This window comes from Salinisphaera japonica YTM-1 (genome assembly GCF_003788585.1).
Lineage (GTDB): Bacteria > Pseudomonadota > Gammaproteobacteria > Nevskiales > Salinisphaeraceae > Salinisphaera > Salinisphaera japonica.
This window is the reverse complement of sequence record NZ_AYKG01000007.1, coordinates 25,568-46,500: the sequence shown is the minus strand read 5'-3', so window position 1 is coordinate 46,500 and position 20,933 is coordinate 25,568. Positions and strand designations below refer to the sequence as shown.

At 65.4% G+C, this 20,933-nt stretch carries 18 protein-coding genes; 10 read left to right on the top strand and 8 right to left on the bottom strand.

The features are described from left to right. The first annotated feature begins 105 nt into the window (after positions 1–105). Positions 106–984 carry a metallophosphoesterase gene (locus SAJA_RS03420; RefSeq protein WP_184999724.1) on the top strand — a complete coding sequence of 293 codons (879 nt, stop codon included), beginning with the start codon at positions 106–108 and terminating at the stop codon, positions 982–984. A 101-nt stretch (positions 985–1,085) separates the two neighbouring features. Continuing rightward, the gene (locus tag SAJA_RS15210) at positions 1,086–1,778 is read left to right on the top strand and encodes a hypothetical protein (RefSeq protein ID WP_221180107.1); all 693 of its coding nucleotides are present in this window, start codon (positions 1,086–1,088) and stop codon (positions 1,776–1,778) included. A 175-nt stretch (positions 1,779–1,953) separates the two neighbouring features. Here the strand turns inward: SAJA_RS15210 and SAJA_RS03410 are convergent, their stop codons facing one another. Then, complete coding sequence (locus tag SAJA_RS03410) at positions 1,954–3,036, bottom strand: NADH:flavin oxidoreductase/NADH oxidase (RefSeq protein WP_123657255.1); 1,083 nt, start codon at positions 3,034–3,036, stop codon at positions 1,954–1,956. A gap of 112 nt (positions 3,037–3,148) precedes the next feature. On the opposite strand from SAJA_RS03410, the gene SAJA_RS03405 reads away from it, so the two are divergent. Together SAJA_RS03405 and SAJA_RS03400 are read left to right on the top strand one after the other, a co-directional pair. Further along, positions 3,149–4,237, top strand: coding sequence for an alpha/beta fold hydrolase (locus tag SAJA_RS03405; RefSeq protein WP_123657254.1), 1,089 nt, complete (start codon positions 3,149–3,151; stop codon positions 4,235–4,237). Continuing rightward, positions 4,234–5,733: an amidase gene (locus SAJA_RS03400; protein WP_123657253.1), complete on the top strand. Its 1,500-nt coding sequence runs from the start codon at positions 4,234–4,236 to the stop codon at positions 5,731–5,733. The genes SAJA_RS03405 and SAJA_RS03400 overlap by 4 nt, the downstream gene beginning before the upstream one ends. Before the next feature lie 307 nt (positions 5,734–6,040). Here the strand turns inward: SAJA_RS03400 and SAJA_RS03395 are convergent, their stop codons facing one another. Then, complete coding sequence (locus SAJA_RS03395; protein ID WP_245963215.1) at positions 6,041–6,712, bottom strand: arylesterase; 672 nt, start codon at positions 6,710–6,712, stop codon at positions 6,041–6,043. A 2-nt stretch (positions 6,713–6,714) separates the two neighbouring features. On the opposite strand from SAJA_RS03395, the gene SAJA_RS03390 reads away from it, so the two are divergent. Both SAJA_RS03390 and SAJA_RS03385 read left to right on the top strand, forming a co-directional pair. Continuing rightward, complete coding sequence (locus tag SAJA_RS03390; RefSeq protein WP_123657252.1) at positions 6,715–7,407, top strand: ABC transporter ATP-binding protein; 693 nt, start codon at positions 6,715–6,717, stop codon at positions 7,405–7,407. Next, positions 7,404–9,938: an ABC transporter permease gene (locus SAJA_RS03385; RefSeq protein WP_123657251.1), complete on the top strand. Its 2,535-nt coding sequence runs from the start codon at positions 7,404–7,406 to the stop codon at positions 9,936–9,938. The genes SAJA_RS03390 and SAJA_RS03385 overlap by 4 nt, the downstream gene beginning before the upstream one ends. 73 nt (positions 9,939–10,011) lie before the next feature. Here SAJA_RS03385 and SAJA_RS03380 read toward each other — a convergent pair whose 3' ends face one another. Then, complete coding sequence (locus SAJA_RS03380; protein ID WP_123657250.1) at positions 10,012–11,553, bottom strand: flavin-containing monooxygenase; 1,542 nt, start codon at positions 11,551–11,553, stop codon at positions 10,012–10,014. A 181-nt stretch (positions 11,554–11,734) separates the two neighbouring features. On the opposite strand from SAJA_RS03380, the gene fhuF reads away from it, so the two are divergent. Both fhuF and SAJA_RS03370 read left to right on the top strand, forming a co-directional pair. Then, complete coding sequence (gene fhuF, locus SAJA_RS03375) at positions 11,735–12,481, top strand: siderophore-iron reductase FhuF (RefSeq protein ID WP_123657249.1); 747 nt, start codon at positions 11,735–11,737, stop codon at positions 12,479–12,481. Between the two features lie 82 nt (positions 12,482–12,563). Then, on the top strand, positions 12,564–14,207 hold the full coding sequence (locus tag SAJA_RS03370; protein ID WP_123657248.1) for a multidrug ABC transporter permease/ATP-binding protein: 1,644 nt from the start codon (positions 12,564–12,566) through the stop codon (positions 14,205–14,207). A gap of 433 nt (positions 14,208–14,640) precedes the next feature. On the opposite strand, the gene SAJA_RS03365 is transcribed toward SAJA_RS03370, so the two are convergent. Further along, positions 14,641–15,441, bottom strand: coding sequence for an SDR family NAD(P)-dependent oxidoreductase (locus SAJA_RS03365; protein ID WP_123657247.1), 801 nt, complete (start codon positions 15,439–15,441; stop codon positions 14,641–14,643). 58 nt (positions 15,442–15,499) lie between these two features. Next, positions 15,500–16,147 (bottom strand): cation diffusion facilitator family transporter, encoded by a 648-nt coding sequence (locus tag SAJA_RS03360; protein WP_123657246.1) that lies wholly within the window; start codon positions 16,145–16,147, stop codon positions 15,500–15,502. 62 nt (positions 16,148–16,209) lie between these two features. Here SAJA_RS03360 and SAJA_RS03355 point away from each other — a divergent pair, with 62 nt between their 5' ends. Further along, positions 16,210–16,632, top strand: a complete 423-nt coding sequence (locus tag SAJA_RS03355; protein WP_123657245.1) for a MerR family DNA-binding protein — start codon at positions 16,210–16,212, stop codon at positions 16,630–16,632. Here SAJA_RS03355 and fhuB read toward each other — a convergent pair. From fhuB to SAJA_RS03340, 3 genes are read right to left on the bottom strand one after another with little or no spacing between them, the layout of a single operon-like run. Continuing rightward, positions 16,607–18,568, bottom strand: coding sequence for a Fe(3+)-hydroxamate ABC transporter permease FhuB (gene fhuB, locus SAJA_RS03350; protein WP_123657244.1), 1,962 nt, complete (start codon positions 18,566–18,568; stop codon positions 16,607–16,609). The genes SAJA_RS03355 and fhuB overlap by 26 nt on opposite strands. Before the next feature lie 14 nt (positions 18,569–18,582). Continuing rightward, the gene (locus SAJA_RS03345) at positions 18,583–19,533 is read right to left on the bottom strand and encodes an ABC transporter substrate-binding protein (protein WP_123657243.1); all 951 of its coding nucleotides are present in this window, start codon (positions 19,531–19,533) and stop codon (positions 18,583–18,585) included. A gap of 14 nt (positions 19,534–19,547) precedes the next feature. Then, entirely contained in the window at positions 19,548–20,315 is a 768-nt protein-coding gene (locus SAJA_RS03340) for an ATP-binding cassette domain-containing protein (RefSeq protein ID WP_123657242.1), read from the bottom strand. 175 nt (positions 20,316–20,490) lie between these two features. Here SAJA_RS03340 and SAJA_RS03335 point away from each other — a divergent pair, with 175 nt between their 5' ends. Further along, positions 20,491–20,868 (top strand): rhodanese-like domain-containing protein, encoded by a 378-nt coding sequence (locus tag SAJA_RS03335; RefSeq protein ID WP_123657241.1) that lies wholly within the window; start codon positions 20,491–20,493, stop codon positions 20,866–20,868. The last annotated feature ends 65 nt before the right edge of the window (positions 20,869–20,933 follow it).

The window sequence follows — 20,933 nt, the reverse complement described above, 5'->3', positions numbered from 1 at the left end:
GTCTGTATTGTCCGTATTCGAGACTAGAGGGACGTACGGCGAGCGACCATGCGGCATAACGTCGCGCGTTTTGACGAACGCCGCCACGCTTCGTATAAGAGCGCAATGAAGATCGGCATCATCGGCGATATCCACGGCGCGTGGGACGAGCACGACACGCGTTTTTTCAACCGCGCAGGCTACGACGCCCTGCTGCTGACCGGCGACCTGCCGCGCTTCGTGGGCGCCCTCCCCGTGGCGCGCCAACTGGCCGCACTCACCCCGCCGGCCTACATGATTGCCGGCAACCACGATGCCACCGGGCTGGTCCAGCTCTATGCTGAAATGTCAGGCCATGCCCGCCTGACACGGCTCACCGCCCTGGGCATGCCCGAGCGCGTGGCCGAGCTGGACGCCGCTCTGGGGCCGATCACGCTCGGCGGCTATAGCCGGCACGAACTTGAACCCGAACTTGGCCTGATCATGGCCCGGCCGCACGCGATGGGCGGTGACCGGCTCTATTTCGCCGATTATCTGCGGCGCGTATACGGCGTGACCGATCTGGCCGGCAGCCGCGACGCGTTGTGCCGACTGATCGATAACGCCCCGCGTGATCTCGTCGTACTCGCCCACAACGGCCCAGCCGGGCTGGGCGAGGCACCCGACGCCCCCTTCGGCTGTGACTTCGACCCCAAGCGCGGCGATTTCGGCGATCGTGATCTGGCCGATGCCCTGGACTATGCCCGCCAGACAGGCCATCGCATTCACGCCACCGTCGCCGGGCACATGCATCATCGCAGCAAGGACGGCCAAACCTGGCGCCGTACCCACCGGCGCGACAGCCACGACACCCTGCACATCAATGCCGCCCGCGTGCCGCGTATCGAAGCCGAGGGCGCACGCCGGCATCATGTCGCCTTGACGATCGACGCCGAGGGTGCGACGGCTGAGACCCGCTGGGTGGATCAAGGCGGCAAGCTCGTTTCTTCGGAAACCTTGGGCTAAGAGGCTAGGGGCTATTGCCGTTTCGTACGGGCGCCGCGTTGGCGTCCAAAATCCGGCCAGGCAAGGCGCGAGCCGTAGCGTCGTGGCGTGCCACGATCAAGGTGAGCCAGCGGCATGGCCAGATTTTGGGCCCAACCCTTCGGGACAAGCGCCCTAGAATTTACGACACGTCGGCAATACAGCGTTTTAGCACGCTAGCGCAGAACGACTGCGAGGCGCGTGCTACGCCTCGTCTTGCCGCCCATAGTCGATTTTATGGAGCGCTTGGCGCGGAATCATACGAAACGGCAATAGCTCCTACGTTCTTTGAAGAGTTATCCGCCGATGACGCAGATTCAAAATTGGCGTTTGCCCACGCTCCACGGCTAGACAAATACCGGGCGCAGAAAATTGGACGCGTTCCAGGCATGCGTCACGACGCATTACCCGATCTCGTACCGCTTCAAGCGGCGATCAGCAAAGCCGATCATTATGCCGATGTTCTCGCGTCCTGCCGTTATTCTTCAACCGTAAAAAGCCCGCATCGCATCGATGCGGGCTTTCATGATACGCCGGTCGATGCGGTGTTCGGTCTAACGCGCCACATAAAGCGCAATACCTATAACAGTACTCACGGTCAGGACAACCATCCCGCCGAACGCGATATATTCGATCATCGTTGTCACACCTCACGCGCTGTTTTGGCTCTATTGACGAGTATGAGCGCGAGCGCGGTTCCCATCAAACTGCATAACACCGCCCCGCTCACGCATCCCCAAAGCAGTGACAATTTGCTATTGACCAGCGCGACATAGCCGGTTGCAACGCTGCCGAACAAGCCGGCGGTCGTTACCGTGAACAGCGTGATCAGAATTCGTACCTGAATATCGATTTCTTGCGCTCGGCTCATGTAGCGCGATCGGCCCTCGTCGCAACAATGACCGGTATTTTTAGCACGAAACCCGGGCTGGTTCGCAGCCCGGTAAACGCCTACTTGAACGCCCGCTCGTACTGCTTGGGAATATCGGCCAGCTCGAAGGCATCACCGTGCAGCCGGCGCGCGGCGGTCAGCGGGAAGTACGGGTCGCGCAGCATCTCGCGGGCCAGCAGCACGCAGTCGGCCTGGCCGGAATGGATGACGTGTTCGGCCTGCACCGGGTCTTCGATCATGCCGACCGCCCCTGTAGCCAGGCCCACTTCGCGCTTCACGCGGGCTGCGAACTCGGTCTGGTAGCCAGGGCCGACGGGGATGTTCGGGCTCGGCGTATTGCCACCGCCCGAGCAGTCCAGCACGTCCACGCCGGCCTCTTTCAGCCAGTGGGCGAAGGCCACGGTGTCGTCCATGGTCCAGCCGCCGTCTTCGAAATCCGAGGCCGAGATACGGAAGAACAGCGGCTTGTTGGCCGGCCAGACGGCCTTGACCGCGCGCACCACCTCCAGCGAGAACCGGCAGCGATTTTCCAGGCTGCCGCCGTAATCATCCGTGCGCTTGTTGACCAGCGGTGACTGGAACTCGTGCAGCAGATAGCCATGGGCGCCGTGGAGTTCGATGACATCCATGCCGGCGGCATCCGCGCGCTTGGCCGCGTCGACAAAGGCCTGCACAAGATCAGCGATCTCATCCGTGGTAAGTGCGTGCGGCACCGGGGCGTTATCGGAAAACGCGACCGCACTTGGCGCCATGGTTTCCCAGGCGCCTTCGTCGTCGGTCAACGCCCGGCCGCCTTGCCAGGGTGCCACGCACGAGGCTTTTCGCCCGGCATGGGCCAACTGGATGCCGGGCGTGGCGCCTTGCGCGCGAATGAAATCCGCGTTGCGCTTGAACTCGGCAACATGATCATCCGACCAGATGCCCAGATCGCCCGGCGTGATGCGCCCTGCCCGTGTCACTGCCGTGGCTTCGAGCATGACCATGCCGGCGCCGCCCACGGCCCGCGAGCCCAGGTGCACGAAGTGCCAATCGTTGGGATAGCCGTCCTCGGCCGAGTACTGACACATCGGCGAGACAAAGATGCGATTACGAAACGTGACGTCGCGAATCGCCCAAGGCTGAAACAGATCGGGCTTGGCCATGCGGGTGCTCCCGGCAATAAAATATCGTGTGCAATATATCTGGCAAGGGCATCGGCTTTTCAAGTCATGCGCGCTATGCTCGAAAAATCGGACTCACGACAATGGTGCTTGCATGATCGATCGCCGATATATCCGCCGCCTGGTCGCGGTGTTGCTCACAGCGGGCGCACTTTGCACGAGCGCGACCGCGGCCGAGCCGGCGGTTGCCCCGCTGGGCATCGACCTGGCCGATTATGATTATCCCTATCCGGTCTCTCATCTCGCACTCGATGAGCCCGGCGGCCCAGTCGATATGGCCTATATGGATATCCCGCCCGCAGACGGCGACGCCTCGGCGCCGGTCATCGTGCTGCTGCACGGCAAGAACTTCGGCGGCGCCTACTGGGGCGATACGGCCGCCTGGCTGGCCCAGCACGGCTGGCGCGTGGTCGTGCCCGACCAGATCGGCTTCGGTAAATCCGACAAACCGCGGGCCTATAGCTATACGTTCGCGCATCTGGCCGCCAACACGCACGCGCTGCTGGCCGATCTGGATATCGATGAGGCCACCGTGCTCGGCCATTCGATGGGCGGCATGCTGGCCGTGCGCTACAGCCTGATGGTCCCGGGTGAGGTCAGCCAGTTGGTGCTGGTCGATCCCATCGGGCTTGAGGACTGGAAAGCCAAGGGTGTGCCGTATCGCGGCATGGCGGCATGGTATGCCCGCGACATGAAAAAAGACTATGCCGCGATCCAGGCCTATCAGGAAAAAAGCTACTACCACGGCACCTGGAAACCGGCCTATGAAGGCCCGGCGCGCACGCTGGCCGGCATGTACGCCAGCCCGGACAAGAAACGCCTGGCCTGGGTGGGCGCAGCCACGTACGACATGATCTACAACGAACCGGTGGTCTACGAGTTCGATGATCTGGCCATGCCCACAACGCTGATGGTGGGCGCGCTGGATCGCACGGCCCTTGGCAAGGATCTGGTCGCCGAAGACGTGGCCGCGCGTCTTGGCGATTACCCCGCACTGTCCAAGGCCGCCGTTGCCGCCATGCCCCGCGGTCAGCGCATCCTGTTCGACGGCGTGGGCCATTTGCCGTTCATCGAAGCCCCGGCACGGTTTCGACGCGCCCTGGCCGATACGTTGGGCATCGACGCCCCCGCGGCCGAAGCCCGGCCCGCCACCGACAAGAAACCGACCCGCGAGGGCGCATGAACAACCAGACGAGCACCGAGACCCAGGCCAGCACGATCCATGACCGCTCTGCCGGCGATCTCGCCCGTGCCATCCGGGAGGGCGAGACCACGGCGCGCGCCGCACTCGAGCATTTCATCGCCCGCCACGACGCCCTGAACGCCCCGCTCAATGCGGTCGTGGTGCAAGACTTCGAACGCGCCCGCGAAGCCGCAGACGCCGTGGATGCCGCCGTGGCCGCCGGCGAGCCTTTGGGCCCGCTGGCCGGCGTACCGATGACGGTCAAGGACACCTTCGAGGCCGAGGGCCTGGCAACGGTGGTCGGCGAGCCGCGGCTTGCCAACTACGTGGCCCCGCACGACGCGGTCGCCGTGGCCCGTTTGAAAGCCGCTGGCGCCATCGTCTTCGGTAAGACCAACACCCCGCGTCTGGCTCAGGACGTACAGACCTACAACGATATCTACGGCACCACGAACAACCCGTGGGATACGAGCCGCACCTCGGGCGGCTCATCCGGCGGTGCGGCGGCGGCCGTGGCCGCGGGCATCACGCCGATCGAGCTGGGCTCGGATCTGGCCGGCTCCATCCGTACGCCCTCGGCGTGGTGCGGCATCTATGGGCACAAACCAAGCTACGGGCTGGTCCCCATGCGCGGGCATATCCCCGGCCCGCCCGGCACTCGGGCCGAGCCCGATCTGTGCGTGGCCGGGCCCCTATCACGCCATCCGGGCGACCTGTCGCTGATGCTGGATGCGCTGGCCGGCCCTTCGGCCATCGAGGCCAGTGCCTGGCACGTCGCCCTGCCGGCCTCCCCGGCCACGCGGCTGGCGGATTTCCGTATCGCGTCTTACTTCGGCGACGATTTCGCCCCCATCGCCCAGAGCGTGGGTACGGCCATTCAAGCCATGCGCAGCGCGCTGACCGATCACGGCGCGGCAGCGACGGCCGTGGCCGCGCTACCCGGCGGTTTTGCCGACAGCTATGATCTGTATGACCGGCTGCTCAACGCGCTGGTCGGCGCCGGCCTGCCGGACAAGCTCTATACCAAGGCCCGGCGCGGCGCCGCCCTGATGGGGCTTTTGAAGCGCACCGAACGCGGCACCCTGGGCGGCTTTGCGACCCGCGCCACCGACACCCATCGCGACTGGGCCCAGCGCAACGAGGCTCGCCAGGCCCTACGCGAGACCTGGCAAGCGTTTTTCGCCGATTACGATGTCCTGCTCATGCCCGTGGTGGGCGTGCCGGCGATCGAACACCAGCACAAGGGCAGCCTGTTCGATCGCAAGATCCCGATCGACGGCCAGGATGTGGCCTATACCCAGCTGTTCCGCTGGATCGCCCCGGCGACACTCGCCGGCCTGCCGGCCACCACCGCGCCGATCGGTATCTCACCCGAGGGCCTGCCCATCGCCCTCCAGATCGTCGGCGCCTACGGGGCCGATCACACCACCATCGCCTTCGCCGGCGCGCTTAAAGCGGCCGGCATCGGTATCAGCCGCCCGCCCGGGTTCGAGTAGTTTTCCGGTTGGGGTTGTTCTTTTTTATCCGCCGATGGAGGCAGATTGCGCCGATGTGGGCTTGGCGTATGGGACGGGCCCACGTCTGGGGTCGCGGTCGGCGGCGCGGCTGACACTTGGCGTTGGATGAAGACAATAGAACAAAGTGTCTTCATTGATTCGCCGTCGGTTGGCGGCCGCCGGCATCACGTCCGGCCATGATCTAGTCGCGCCACCAAGCCCACATCGGCGTGATCTGCGTCCATCGGCGGACAACCGCCTTATCTTTTCAATCTGTGAAATCTGCGTAATCTGCGGATAAGCGTCTTCAAGAACCCTGGCGCTCAAGCAGAGGCTGCAGATCGGCCAGAACGCGCTTGGCCAGCATCGGCTGGACAGCCGCCGTGGGATGAATCCCGTCGGACTGGAAGTTGGACCGGTCAGAGGCGATGGGCTCAAGGAAGAACGGGTCGTAGGCGGTGTCGTATTGCTCGGCCAGGTGCTCGAAGACGTCGTGAAAGCGGTTGGCGTACGCCGCGCCGTAGTTGGGCGGTATGCGCATGCCCAGCAACAGCACCTTGGCGCCGGCATCGCGGGCGCGTTTTATCATCGCGGCCAGGTTGGTGCGCATCTGTTTGACGTCCAGCACCTGTAGACCGTCGTTTCCGCCCAGTTCCAGAATCACGATATCGGCCTGGCTGCGGGCCAGGGCCGCGTCGAAGCGTTTACGCCCGCCGCCCGTGGTTTCGCCCGAGACACTGGCGTTGACGACACGGATATCGGCGTCGCGCGCGGCCAGGCGTTTTTCCATGAGCGCCACCCAGCCCTGGGCCTGGGGCATGCCGTGGGCCGCGCTCAGGCTATCGCCAAAGACCAGGATCGTACGTTCGGCGGCCACACTCTGGCCCGCGAGGCCGGCAGCGGCCACGAACAGACAGACAACCAGCCAACGGCGCATGATCTGTCGCAGGGGCAGCGGATTTTTCAGACAGGTAGACATAGATGAGCCTATCGACAACGTCGGCAGTATCGGCTACCAACATAGCCAAGACCGTGACCAGCGGCCAGCAGCCGCTCACGATCCTGTCGAATCTGAACCTGGAGGTGGCCGGCGGCGAGCGCCTGGCGATCATCGGCACCTCCGGCTCGGGCAAGTCCACGCTGTTGGCCTGTCTGGCCGGCCTGGATCAGCCCAGCCACGGCGACCTGTCGCTGCTTGGCCAGGATCTAGGCGTCATGGACGAGGACGCACGCGCGGCCTGGCGGGCCGGGCGCGTGGGTTTTGTCTTTCAGTCGTTCCAGCTGCTGGCCGGGGCCAGTGCGATCGATAACATCGCCCTGCCCATGGAGCTGGCCGGCACGCCGCGCGGGGCCGCGCGTGCCCGGGCCACCGAACTGCTGGCCGAGGTGGGCCTGGCCGACCGCGGCGCGCATACCCCGCGCCAACTCTCGGGCGGGGAACAACAGCGCGTCGCCCTGGCACGCGCCTTTGCCACGAAGCCCGCGCTGTTGTTCGCCGATGAGCCCACGGGCAATCTCGACAGCGCCACGGGCGAACAGATCATCGCGCGCCTGTTCGCGCTGAACGAAGCCCACGCGACGACGCTCATCCTGGTCACCCATGATGAGAGCCTGGCCGCGCGCTGTGATCGCTGCCTGCGTCTGACCGGCGGCCGGCTCGAGGCGGCCTCGTGAGCGGGCAATGGCGGCTGGTTGCGCGCCTGGTCGGCCAGACCACACGCACGGCCCTGGGCCAGCCCGGCGCCACCCGTATTCTGGTCGTGGCGCTTATCGTGGCCGTGGCCGCCGTGGTGGCCGTCACCCGTGTGACCGATCGCGTGGAAGCCGCGGTTGTGGCCGAGGCCGGCCAGACACTGGGCGCCGATCTCAAGCTCGAATTGAACGGCCCGCCGGACAAACAACAACGCGCCCTGCTGGCCGCGGCGGCAACAGCCAGTGCACACACGACACAACTGACCACCGCACTCGCCCGTGGCGATCGGTTGCTACGCGCCCGTATCACCGCCGTACCCACGCGCTACCCGCTGACCGGCAGGATCGCCATCACCGATGCCAGCGGCCAGACGAAAGAACGGGCCCATGGCCCGGCCGCCGGCACGCTCTGGGTGGATGCCGGCGTGCTGGCACGCCTGCATATCGCCATCGGCGACACGATAGCCGTTGGTCGGTCAACACTGCGCGTCGCCGCTCGTCTGGATGCCCAGCCGGGCGGCGGCGGGCAGCTGTTTGATACCGCGCCGGGCATTCTCATGAACCGGGCCGATCTGGCGGCCACCGGGCTGGCCGGGCCCACGGCACGCCTGGATCACGGCCTGCTCGTCAACGCACCGGCCGATACGCGCGACGATCTGCGTGCCCGGTTATCGGAAACGCTTGCCCCGGGCGAGTCGATCATGGATCCGACCGAGGCCAACCGTGGCCTGGCCTCGGCCATGGCCAAGGCCGCCACGTTTTTGAACCTGGCCGCGCTTTCAGCCGTGGTATTGGCCGGCGTGGCGATCACGCTCTCGGCACTTCGCCACGGCGTGGCCCAGCGCGAAACCATCGCGCTCTACAAGACCCTGGGGGCCGCCCGCGGGGTGATTCGTCGCATCCTGGCCGGCCAGCTGATGTTGATGGGCATCATCGGCCTGGTACTTGGCGGCCTGATCGGCGAGCTGGCGCAGCGGGGGCTGGGCGCGATCGTGGCGCGCCTGTTCGATGTGGGCCTGCCGGGCGGGCATATCGTCGCGGCCTGGCCGGCAGGCGGCGTGGTGGCTGTGCTACTGGCCGGTTTTGCCTGGCCTGCCCTGTCCGGCGTGCTGGCCACGCCGCCGGCGCAGGTACTGGCCGGCAGCGTGGCACCGATACGCACACGCCGCTGGCCGGCCTATGTGGCAGCGGTCGCCGCGCTTGCGCTGCTGGCCATCGCGGCGACGGGCGACTGGCGTCTGAGCCTGTGGGTGCTCGGCGGGCTGGGCGTGGCCGCCGCGTCGTTCGCGCTCGTCGTCACGGCGCTGCTGGCCGGCCTGGCCCGGCTGCGCGGCGCGCTGGATACGCGGCTTTCGCCGGCCACGCGGCTGGGTATCGATGGCCTGCTGCGCCGGCGTGGGCCCACGGTCATTCAGAGCGTGGCATTGGGGCTTGGGCTGACGGTGATCTTCGTGCTGGTGATCGTGCGCGGCGATCTGCTGGCCGGCTGGCAGACCCAGGTGGCCAATGACGCGCCCAACCGTTTCGTGATCAACGTTGAAGCCGATCAGCGCGGCCCGATTCGTGCGTTTGTCGCCGCGCGCGATATCGCCTCGCCCGTGTTCTATCCCATCGTGCGGGCACGGCTTGCCGCGATCGACGGCGCGCCGCTGGCCGAGCACCCGCAGACCATCGAACGTGCCGGGCGGCTGGCCGAGCGCGCGCTCAATCTATCGTGGACCGAGTCGCTCAAGGCCGACAACACGCTGACCACCGGCGCGTGGTGGCCCGGCATGGCCCCGCGCGCCGACGATGCGCCGCCGGCCATGTCGATTGCCGATTCCGTGGCGCGGCGGCTGGATATCGGGCTGGGGGATCGCTTGACCTTCGATATCGCCGGGCAGCCGCTCACCGGCGAGGTCATCAGTATTCGTCATATCGACTGGTCCAGCCTGCAGCCCAATTTCTTCATTCTGTTTCGCCCGGGCACGCTGGATCGCTACGGCGAAAGCTGGATCACGAGCTTCTATCTACCGGCCGGGCGCGACGACGTGATGGCCGGGCTGGTCGAGGCGTTTCCCAACCTCAACGTGATCGATATCGGCGCGCTGCTGGCCCGGCTGGGCACGTTGGTCGAGCGCGTGAGCCTGGCCGTGGAACTGGTCTTTGGCTTTACCCTGGCCGCGGGGCTGGTGGTGCTGATCGCTGCCATGAGCATCCACCGCGATGAACGCCGGCGCGAGGCCGCCGTGCTCCGGGCGCTGGGAGCCACCTCGGCGCGCCTGCGCCGCGCCGCCTGGACCGAGTGCTTGATTCTGGGCGCCCTGGCCGCGCTGCCGGCCGCATTCGCCGGCCAGATCGCCGCCCGCCTGATCGCCAGCCAAGCCCTGCACGTGGCTTATCACGCCCGCCCGGGCATCTGGCTTATTGCCCTCAGCCTGGCGGTTTTCGGCATTGCGACGGCCGGTGTGGCCGCGCTGGGTGACGTGCGCCGCCAACCCGCCTGGCGCGCGCTTCGGGCCAGCGATGATTGATCGTTGACAACCGGCACGCTCGACACAGAAAAGCCCGGGCCGATGGCCCGGACTTCTGCCTGCCACAGGCTCGTTATGCCGCCTTGTTCTTCTTGCTCTTGTCGGCCGGCTGCTCGTGATACTCACTGGGCCGGAACAGCCAGAGCCGTACGCGATATTCCCAGTTGAAACCGGGATACAGCGTGGTGTTCTTGCCGGAGTCGGTCAGGTACCAGCTGTTGCAGCCGGACGTCCACGAGGTGTTTTCCATGCGCTTCTGGATACCGCGATTGAAGCGATCCTGCACGCTTTTCTTCACGTCGATCCATTTCAAGTTGTTACGAGCCATGTGGCCCACCGCCTTGCCGATGTACTCCATCTGCATTTCGGTGAAGGCCAGTACCGAGGTATGGCTCGGGCCGGTGTTGGGGCCCATCAGGAAGAACAGGTTCGGAAAACCGGAGACCGCCACGCCCTTGTAGGCCTCGGCGCCGTCGTCCCAGGCGTCGTTCATGTCCAGCCCGTTCAGGCCCTGAACCTGGAACGGTGCGGCTTTGGAGGGCACTTTGAAGCCGGTGGCACAGACGATGGCATCGATCTCGATCTCGCGCCCGTCTTTCAGCACGATGCTGTTGGCCTTGATCTCGGCCGGGCCGTCAGCGATCAGCTCGGCGTTGTCGGCCTGGATGGCCGGATACCAGTCGTTGGAGATCAGAATGCGCTTGCAGCCGATCGCATAGTCGGGCGTGACGGCTTTCTGGAAGTCACGATCCTTGACCTGCTTGCGGATGTGCTGCTTGGCCATCTTCTCGGCCTGGGTCTTGAAGAATTTCTTGTTGGAGATGATGAACGGCGCGAACAGCTCGCTCATCCAGTAGATACGAAAGCGGCGCTTGTGCAGCTTGAAGGGGCGCTCGGCGTATTCCTCCTGCTCTTTCTCCGGGATCGGCCGGTCGGGCTTGGGCATGATCCATGAGGGCGTGCGCTGAAAGACGGTCATCTGGGCCGCGGCTTTCTGTACCTCGGGCACGACCTGAATGGCCGAGGCCCCGGAGCCGATCACGGCCACGCGCTTGCCGCCGAGATCGTAATCGTCGTCCCACTGGGCGGTATGCATGAGCTTGCCCTGGAAATCATCCAGGCCGGGAATCTTCGGATAGGCCGGGTCAGACAGTGCACCCACGGCCGAAACCACGACCTGGGCGGTCAGCTCTTCGCCGTCGGCGGTCTGGGCGTGCCAGCGGCCTTCATCCTCGTTGAACCAGGATTTGACGATCGAGGTGTTGAAACGGATGTGCTTGTACAGATCGTATTTGGCGGCTGTGCGCTTGATGTAGTCGAAGATTTCCGGCTGCTGGCCGAACGCGCGTGACCAGTTCGGGTTCTGCTCGAAGGAATATGAATACAGATGCGACGCCACGTCACAGGCCGCACCGGGATAGTGATTGTCCCGCCAGGTACCACCGACCTCGGCCGCGCGCTCGAGAATCGTGAAGTTCTCGATACCGGCTTCCTTGAGCTGAATGGCCATGCCGAGCCCGGAGAAACCGGCGCCCACGATGGCGATGTCCATATCGGTATCCACGGACTTGGGAGCCAGCGGATTGAGTCGGGTGAAAAGACTGGTGACGGCCATGGCGACCTCCGTCGCGTGGGAAACGAGTGCGCTGCATGCGCCCTTTATTTTCTGAAAATAGCAATCTTCGGATAATCTGACAATACGCCATGTCAGATAAATCGATACAAACGCGTTTGGCCCAGACGCCCGATCGGCGTACCGTATCGATAATCATTCTCATCTGTGACTGTGCGGCGTCATGCACGGCGAGTGTTTCCACGATCAACTGGCGTTTGCCGCCGGCCTTTTCGTTGTCGATGACCGAGTAACGCCGACGCACGGCCGGGCAGCGCTGGCCGACCCTGCCGTGCTGGGCGATCTGCTGGCCGCGCACGGCGCCGCCAACGATGCACAGGAGCGCCGCGCGATCGCTTCGCAGTGGTCGAAATGGGTGTTCGCGCGCTTGATCATCCCCAGCGTGGTGCTGCAGTGCAGCCTGAATCGGCGCATCGATTTCACCGCACACCCGGCGGGTTTCGATATCGACACCGACGGCACGCCGACGCGCTTCGTGTTTGCGGCACCGCCATTGGGTGCGCCCGGCACCGGGCATGATTTTTCATCGCTGATCGATGACGCGCTGGCGCCGGTGATCGCCGCTCTTTGTCGCGGGCCCGGGTTATCGCCACGGGTGTATGGCTCGAACGCGGCGATGTATTACTGCTGGGCGCTCGAGCAGCTCACGGCACAAGAACGCGGCGTGGACACGACCCGCGCGGCCGCGCTCGCCCTGACCGAAACCCCACACCGCCCGGACGGCGGGTCGAACCCGTTTCATGCGCCATTCAAGGCCCTGGCGCCCGGCGCACGCGATGGCCAGGGCATGCCCGCCACCGAGTGTCGGCGCCTGTGCTGCGTGCGCGATCTCGACGCGGCCTGGGGCCTGTGCTCGAACTGTCCTCGGGTGATCGCTTACGATAGCGCGCCGGCAACCGCCACCGGCTGATCGACCGCCGTCGCACCGGCGCTATCCGCGCGGGCGCGTGGTCACGGCCTGCGTTCATTAATTCCCTGTCTACGGTCGCCTCATGGAACTGCTGCGTCTGGTCATGCGCGAGTATCGCCTCGCCTTCATCGCGGTCATGGCGGCCAGCCTGGCCAACGCGCTGCTGGGCGTGGGCGTCATTGCCTTCATCAATCAGCGTCTGATCGCCGGCGCCGCGGACAGCCTGTCGGCGCTGCCGGTCTTTTTCGGGCTGATCGCCCTGCTGCTGGTCATCGCCCTCGCAGCCCAGCTCGGGCTGACTGTTCTAGGCCATCATTTCGTTTATGGGCTGCGCACACGGCTGGTCAAGCAGATTCTGGATACCGATATCGCCCGTCTTGAGGCCATCGGCAGCGCGGCCCTGCTGGCCAGCCTGTCGGCGGATATCCGCAACGTCACGATCGCTTTCGTACGCCTGCCGGAGCTGGTCCAGGGCGTAGTGCTCACACTGGCCAGCGTCGCTTATCTGGGCTGGCTGTCGTGGCCGATCCTGTTGATTACCGCGGCGTGGATCCTCGTCACCCTGGCCGTGGGCGCCTGGCTGGTGCGCCGCGTCTATGCCCATCTGAATACCGTGCGCGAGGCCGAGGACGCGCTCTACAGCGACTATGAAACGATCCTGCACGGACGCAAGGAGCTGGCTCTCAACCGGGCGCGGGCGGCCGATGTCTATCATCGCCGCTTCGAGTACCACGCCAGAACTTACCGGGCACACGTGATTCGCGCCGATACCTATCATCTGTCGGCCAACAACTGGGCCAATATCATGATGCTGGGCGCGATCGGCCTGGTGTTCTTTCTGGCCAATACGCTGGGCTGGGCCAACAATGCCACCGCCGCCACTTATGCGCTGACCCTGTTGTTCCTGCGTACGCCAATGATCCAGGCCGTGGGGGCGCTGCCCACGCTGCTCAATGCCCAGGTCGCCTTCAACAAGCTGGCCGGCCTGGCCCTGGCGCCGGCACGGCCCGGCTTCGAGGCCGCCGCGACCGGGCCGACATGGCATCAACTCATTCTGCGCGATATCGGCTTTGATTACGCCGGCGGCGGCTTTTCCATCGGCCCGATCGATCTGACGCTGACCCGCGGCGAGCTGGTCTTCATCATCGGCGGCAACGGTTCGGGCAAGACCACGTTCGCCCGGCTACTGAGCGGGCTGACGGCCCCCACGCGCGGCACGATCCGTCTGGACGACACGCCGATCGATCCGGCCGATCGCACGCAGCTCCGTGGCCTGTTCTCGGCCGTGTTCACCGACTTCTATCTCTTCGACCGGCTGCTGGGCAACGACGGCCAGGACGCCGACGAGGCCCTTGTACGCGATTGGCTTGCCCGGCTGGGCCTGACCGACAAGCTCTCGCGCGACGGCATGCAGCTACTGGATACCCAGCTTTCCCAGGGCCAGCGTAAACGCGTGGCCCTACTGGCTGCGCTGGCCGAGCAGCGCGATATCCTGCTGCTGGACGAGTGGGCCGCGGACCAGGACCCGGCTTTTCGGCGCGTGTTCTACCAGGAACTCCTGCCCGCCTTTGCCGCAGCCGGCCATACCGTGATCGCCATCAGCCACGATGATCACTACTTCGAACACGCCGACCGGCTGCTGGAAATGCGCGCCGGTCAACTGCACGAACTTACCGGTACCGAGCGCGCGGCCGCCAGCCGCGATGCCGTGGCGCGTATCAGCTAAGACTTATTGTTGGTCCGCGAATAGACGCCAATCAACGCGAATAAATACAGGCATTTATCCGCCGATGAACGCCGATAGACGCCGATGGCCGCAGATGAAAAAAGATGATCTTTGCGACCCGTTCCGGCCGAATGGGCCGACACGTCGCCAATATCTCTACATTTTTTGGTTCTTCGCATTTGACCGTGTTCACCGACACAGTCTTGTTTTCTGTACGAGACTCGGCACCGCTACCCAGAGGACACTCTGTCCGCAAGCAAACGCATATAAGGCCGCGGAAGAATACGTCACACGCCAATTGAAGCGTTCATAAGCGTTCGACTGAACTGGGCACAGAAACATGTTTGTCACTAATCTGCGGCCATCGGCGTGAATCGGCGGATTGTCTTTCTGTTGTTCGCGTGTATTGGCGTTCATTCGCGGACGAATCGATTCAAGCGCCGCCGCCCGACAAGGGCAGGTTGGTGCCGGTCATATAGCTGGCATCGTCGCTGAGCAGAAACGCCACGGCCGAAGCGATCTCATCCAGCCGGCCGTAGCGGCGCATGGGCACGCTGGCAATCATCTGGGCCGCCACGGCATCTGGCTCGTCGGCGTAGTACGGACTGGCCACGCTGGCCTGTTGTTCGACCTGGCGTTCCCACATGAAACCGGGGCCGATGAAGCCAGGGCTTACGGCGTTCACTCGGATGTCGTGGGGTGCCAGGTCCTTGGCCGCGGTCTGGGTCAGACCGATGATGGCGGCCTTGGAAGTGCCGTAGGCGGGCATGTTGGGCGGGCCCGATAACCCGGCCATGCTGGCGGTGTTGACCACTGCCCCGCCGCGTCCGGCTGTAATCATGGCCCGGCTCACCCGTTGCAGCACGTTGAATGCGCCAACCACGTTGATCTGCATCACCCGGGCGAAATCGTCGCCGGGGTAATCCTGAACCGGGGCGAACGCGCCTTGATAACCGGCGTTATTGAACAGCCCCACCAGTGGTCCGCCATCGTCGATCACCTGGGCCACGGTATCGGCTACGGCAGCAGCATCGGTGATATCACAGGCATAAGTACGGGGCGCGTTGCCCAGTTCGGCCAGCCGGGCGGCGGCCGCGGCGAGCTTGTCGCCGTCGATATCCAGCAACGAGACGTGGGCGCCCTCGGCGGTCAGGCGCTCGGCCGCAGCCTGGCCGATCTCGCCGCCACCGCCGGTGATGAGAATATGACGGGCCTGAAATCGCGATTCGGTCATGCGTTGGCTGGCAAGTCGTTTTTACGCACCATAGCGCGATGTGTGAGCCGTGTGTCGACTACGCGGTGGACGAATCGGGACGCAGCTGTCCGGCCTGGCGATAACGCGCCCGAGCATCACGCAGGACACCCCAGCCGGAAGACACGAACAACACCGCGATCGCACTGCCCACGAGCACGTCGGGCCAGACGCTTGCCGTGGCCCAGACCAGCGCGCCGGCGATGATGACGCCGGAATTGGCGAACAGATCGTTGCGCGAGCAGATCCAGGCCGAACGCATGTTCACGTCGTCCTCGCGGTGACGGGTCAGCAAGATCAGGCAGGCGATATTGGCCACCAGCGCCACCGCGCCCACGCTCATCATCGCTACCGAGACCGGCGCGCTCCCGGCATAGGCCTTGTAGGCCGCCTCGATCAACACCAGCCCGCCAAAGCCCAGCATGATCGTGCCCTTCACGCCAGCAGACAGGGCTTTCCAGCGCGGGGACCGTGCCAACACCAGCAGGCTCAACGAATACACCATCGTATCGCCCAGCATATCGAGCGAATCCGCCAACAGCGCGGTCGAGCCGGCGATGAGGCCGGCCGTGAACTCGGTGACGAACATCACGGCGTTGATCGTCAGCACGAGCCAGAGCATGCGTTTCTGGCGGGCCTGTAACCCCCGACTGGCAATCTCGTGTTCGTTGCAGCAACAGCCGGCCATAAGCTGACATCCAATCGGTTAAAGCGGCATCATCGAGCTTCAAGCCACTTGAAGGTCAAGCAATGTCATTGTCTATCGGCCAGGCCGCCACGCACACCGGCTGCCCGGCCTCGACTATCCGTTATTACGAAGAGATCGGCCTTGTGCCCGCGGCAACACGGGGCGACAACGGCTATCGGTATTACGACGCGGCCGCGGTGTCACGTCTGGCGTTTGCCCATCGCGCCCGTGTACTTGGTTTTTCTCTGGAAGCCGTGGCCAGCCTGTTACGCCTGGCCGATCATCCGAGTGCGCCCTGCAACGATGTGGATGCGCTGGTGGCCGACAAGATCGCCGAGGTCCGTGCCCGCCAGGCTGACCTGGCACGTCTGGAGACCAGCCTGGTGAGGCTCGAGGATTGCTGCCACGGCGATCACGCCATCGCCGACTGCGGCATTCTGGCCGCGCTGTCCGGGTCGCCTAAATCCGTCGCAGCCGATACATGAAATAGCTGCCGCCGATCAGCGTGGCCACCAGGCCGGCCGGTATTTCCATCGGAAACAGCACCTCGCGCCCCACCCAGTCGGCCGCGATCATCAACAGCGCGCCGATGGCCATCGCCCCGCCCATCTGGGCACGGGCCCGGGCCAGGCCGGCGAGCCGGGCCAGATGCGGCGCCAGCAGGCCCACGAACGACAGCGGCCCCACGATAAGTGTCGCCGCGGCCGTGAGTACGGCCACCAGCCCCAGCAGCGCCAGGCGGCTCACGGTGATGTGAATCCCCACGGCCCGCGCCGTGGGCGCGCCCAGGGGCAGGATATCCAGCCAGCGCGACAGCGGCCAGGCGAGTGCCACGGCAGCTACCCCCACGACCGCCACTGCGACCGCGGTGGCCAGTGTGACGTGATAGGTCGAGCCGGATATCCAGGCCAGCGCCGCCTGGGTGCGTGGATCATTGCCGGCCAGCACGATACGTTGCAGCGCATCAAAGGCGAACATGATGCTGATACCGGTCAACAGCAGCTGTTCGGGCTCGAACTGAGCCCGGGCGTTGATGACGATCAGCAGCGCCAGTGCCCCGAGCGAGCCGGCCAGGCCCGCGCCCAGCATGGCCCACACCCCGGGGGCGGCGACGAACCAGGTCAGCGTGAGCAGGCCCAGGCCGGTACCCGCCGATACCCCCAGCACTTCCGGGCTTGCCATCGGGTTGCCCGACACACGCTGGATGATGGTCCCGGCCAGGGCCAGCAATACGCCCGCCACACCGGCAGCCAGCACGCGCGGCAGTCGCCAGGCACCGGTCTCGGCCCAGGGCAGCGTGAACGGCGCGGCCCAGCCATCTGCGCCCTGCCCGGCCAGCAACGCGATGATCGTCATCACGGCCACGCCGGCCAACAGGAGCCCGATCATGCGTTCCGGATGCCGATGCCGAGCGATCGGCACGCTGACACGTGGGCGCGGGGCGCTGCGCGCAGCCGACAGGCGCGGAATGAGCCAGAGCAGCAGCGGTGCGCCCAGTGCGGCCGTGGTCGCGCCGGTCGGGATGAGGGTGGCGTTGGCGCCGGTCAGGCACTGCAATGCCAGGTCGGTCATCGCCAGAAGCAACGCGCCGAACAGGGGCGCCCAGCACAGCCGTTGCATGAGCGTACGCGCGCCGGCCAGGCGCACGATCGCAGGCGCGGCCAGGCCGATGAAACCGATCAGCCCCACGGCAGCCACCACGCTGGCCGTGATGAACACCGCCAGCCCGAGGCTGGCCAGGCGCAGCCACGGCAGCGACACCCCCAGATTGCGGGCGTTGAGCTCGTCGAGATCCAGCAGCGCCAGCGAGCGCACCAGAATACCCGCACCAATGGCCGTGACCACCAGCCGCGGAACCAGATAGAGCACGTCGGCCCAGTTGTTCTGAGACAGCGAGCCGGCGCCCCAGACCATCAGGCCGTGAAGCTTTTCCTGATTGAACAGGATGAAGGCCAATGAGGCCGCGCCGAAATACAGATTGACCACCAGACCGGCCAGCACCAGCACATTGGGGGCCAGCCCGCGCCGCCAGGCCAGAGCAAAAACCAGCACGATCGATACCGCGCCGCCGGCAAACGCGATGAGGCCGCGGCCATAAACCAGCAGCACGGGCGCAAACAGCGTAGCGATCAATAACGCGAACTGGGCACCGGCCGCCACGCCGAGCGTGGTCGGCGCGGCCAGCGGGTTGCGCAGGGTCTGCTGCATGAGCACCCCGGCCAGCGCCAGCCCCGCGCCGGCCACCAGCGCCACCACCAGCCGCGGCAGCCAGCTGTCCTGGATGAGGACACGCGTTATATCGCCGGTCTCCGCGGCCAGCAGACGATGCAGATCCAGCCCGCCGGCCACGCTCGTGAAAGCCGCCGCGGCCAGCCCGAGCACGACCAGCACCGCCACCCCGCACAGCCGCGCAGGCGTCATGACACCCGAGCGGCTCACGCCTCGGGCGCCGCGTTCGGCCAACCGGCGTCGGGGGCCGGGGCCTTGGTCTGCGCATTGACCAGCGCATCGGCAATCAAACGTGCAAAGCGGCTGGCCGAGGGCAGCCCGCCAAAGCTCCACACGGCCGGGATATAGATCGGCGGCGTGTGTTGCACCGCCGGCAGCGTCTGCCAGATCCGATTATCAGCGATCTTGTCGGTCACGCCGACCGGCACCGGGCCCATGACCACAATCCGGGCATCCGAAATCCGGGCCAGTCGATCCAGTGCAACCGTGGCCACGCCCCAGCGCGTGGTCGTCTCCTGCCAGGCGTTGTCCAGACCCATGCGCTCGGCCGTGGCCGCCACGAGACTGCCGTCGCCATAAACCCGAACATGGCTTTCATCGACGAATTGCACGATCAGGAGCGGCTTCGTATCGGCCGGCAGGCGAGCGGTCTGTTTCTGAATCGCCGACTGCGTGCGTGCGATCAACGCATGGGCCGCGGCCGGGCGCTCGGCAATCCTGCCCAGTTTCTTGACCGCGGCGATCGTGCTGTCCCAGACATCACTGTCGCCATCGCCATGGCTGAAATAGACATCAACGATCGAAACAGGCGCTACCTCGGCCAGCCGATCCGCCTGCCCGGCATAGAGTTCTGTGATCAGGATCCGGTCCGGGGCGAGTTGCGAGAGCAGCTCCATATTGGGCTGGGATCGCAGCCCAATCTCGCGCGTGGCGCTCGGCAGCCGCGGGCCGGCGACCCAGGATCGATACCCGTCGATCTGGCCCACGCCGATCGGCGCCGCGCCCATCGCGGTCAGGTTCTGGGCAATGCCCCAATCCACCGTGACCAGACGCGGCGCAGCGTGCGCGGCCGTACCGACCAGCAGACCGGCGACAAGCAACAACCACCCCAGCGCGCGTGGCACCGGGCCGGGCCGTATGGCCGCCGGTTGTGCCACGCACGGCCGCGGGATCACTGAACGACGGCGATCGGGTGGTGGTCAGTCGGGTGCGACATCACGCTCATGCGGATGCCGTAGATGGCCTCGAGCGTGGCATCGTCCATCAGCTCGCCGGGGCTGCCCTGGGCCAGCAGCTGGCCGCCACGCAGCGCCACCAGCTGGTCACAGTAGCGCGAGACCATATTCACATCGTGGAGCACGATGATCACGCCCACGCCAAGCTCGCGACACAGGGTACGGATAAGCGAGAGCGTATCGACCTGGTGGGCGATATCCAGCGCCGAGAGCGGCTCGTCCAGCAGCAGGAAACGGCTGCCCTGTGCAAGCAGCATGGCCAGCCATACGCGCTGGCGCTCACCGCCGGACAGCGTATCGACCATGCGATCGGCAAAGCCATCGGTCTGGGTCCGTTCCATGGCCTGCTGAACCTGGGCCTTGTCTTTCTTCGACAGCCGGCCGAACAGGCCGTGCCAGGGATAGCGGCCAAACGCCACCAGCTCACGCACCGTCAGGCTTTCGGCACTGGGCAAGTGTTGTGGCAGATAAGCCACGTTACGCGCGAACTCACGATTGCCCCAGGAATCCACGGCCCGGCCGTTCAGACAGATCTCGCCGCAGCTTGCACACTGCTGGCGGGCCAGAAGCTTCAGAAGCGTCGACTTGCCGGAGCCGTTGTGTCCGATCAGCCCGTAGACCTTTCCTTCCTCGAAACACAGGCCGGATGCCTCGAGCAGGCAGCGTCCTTGCACTTCGAAACGGCAGGCATTGACTTCGAACATCGAAACTCCGGATGCGTGGTCGACGCATCGTGGGTGACGCCGCAACCTTATGCTAAATACGAATGAGTATCAATGACACATCAAAGCAGTGCTCGCCGGCCGCGGCGGCGGCACGACAGTATCCGACGAATGGCGTAATCTAACGGGTATTCAATGCTCGTCGAACCGCCCGACCATGCTCGATCATCTCCGCCGCGCCGTGAACAAGACGCTCAACGGCCCCGACAAAGCGCCCGAGGACGACACCCTGCCCGTGCTCGATCATCATCAGGCACGCACCGCGCAAAAAGAAGGCGCCACGATGATCGACGTGCGCGAGCCCGATGAATGGGCCGCCGGCCATATTGCCGGGGCGCGATTGCATCCGCTGCCCCGGGTTGCCAGCGATCCGGATCTGGATCTGGCCTTTGGCACGCCCGTGATCACGTATTGCAAAGTCGGCGCCCGCGCCGAACGTGCGGCTGAAATCCTGCGGGCTGCCGGCTACGCCGATGTCCAAGTCATGACCGGCGGGTTCGCCGATTGGCACGACGCCGGTTATCCGGTCGAGTAACCCGTTATAATACGTGTATCGCGCAGATACTGGCCAACAAGAGCCTCCCGCGCGATGTACTGCCT

Bases quoted from the DNA above. Each gene is read 5' to 3' on its own strand.
- SAJA_RS03420 (WP_184999724.1), top strand. From the start codon at position 106: ATGAAGATCGGCATCATCGGCGATATCCACGGCGCGTGGGACGAGCAC.
- SAJA_RS03410 (WP_123657255.1), bottom strand. From the start codon at position 3,036: ATGGCCAAGCCCGATCTGTTTCAGCCTTGGGCGATTCGCGACGTCACG.
- SAJA_RS03405 (WP_123657254.1), top strand. From the start codon at position 3,149: ATGATCGATCGCCGATATATCCGCCGCCTGGTCGCGGTGTTGCTCACA.
- SAJA_RS03400 (WP_123657253.1), top strand. From the start codon at position 4,234: ATGAACAACCAGACGAGCACCGAGACCCAGGCCAGCACGATCCATGAC.
- SAJA_RS03395 (WP_245963215.1), bottom strand. From the start codon at position 6,712: ATGTCTACCTGTCTGAAAAATCCGCTGCCCCTGCGACAGATCATGCGC.
- SAJA_RS03390 (WP_123657252.1), top strand. From the start codon at position 6,715: ATGAGCCTATCGACAACGTCGGCAGTATCGGCTACCAACATAGCCAAG.
- SAJA_RS03380 (WP_123657250.1), bottom strand. From the start codon at position 11,553: ATGGCCGTCACCAGTCTTTTCACCCGACTCAATCCGCTGGCTCCCAAG.
- fhuF (WP_123657249.1), top strand. From the start codon at position 11,735: ATGCACGGCGAGTGTTTCCACGATCAACTGGCGTTTGCCGCCGGCCTT.
- SAJA_RS03370 (WP_123657248.1), top strand. From the start codon at position 12,564: ATGGAACTGCTGCGTCTGGTCATGCGCGAGTATCGCCTCGCCTTCATC.
- SAJA_RS03365 (WP_123657247.1), bottom strand. From the start codon at position 15,441: ATGACCGAATCGCGATTTCAGGCCCGTCATATTCTCATCACCGGCGGT.
- SAJA_RS03360 (WP_123657246.1), bottom strand. From the start codon at position 16,147: ATGGCCGGCTGTTGCTGCAACGAACACGAGATTGCCAGTCGGGGGTTA.
- SAJA_RS03355 (WP_123657245.1), top strand. From the start codon at position 16,210: ATGTCATTGTCTATCGGCCAGGCCGCCACGCACACCGGCTGCCCGGCC.
- fhuB (WP_123657244.1), bottom strand. From the start codon at position 18,568: ATGACGCCTGCGCGGCTGTGCGGGGTGGCGGTGCTGGTCGTGCTCGGG.
- SAJA_RS03340 (WP_123657242.1), bottom strand. From the start codon at position 20,315: ATGTTCGAAGTCAATGCCTGCCGTTTCGAAGTGCAAGGACGCTGCCTG.
- SAJA_RS03335 (WP_123657241.1), top strand. From the start codon at position 20,491: ATGCTCGATCATCTCCGCCGCGCCGTGAACAAGACGCTCAACGGCCCC.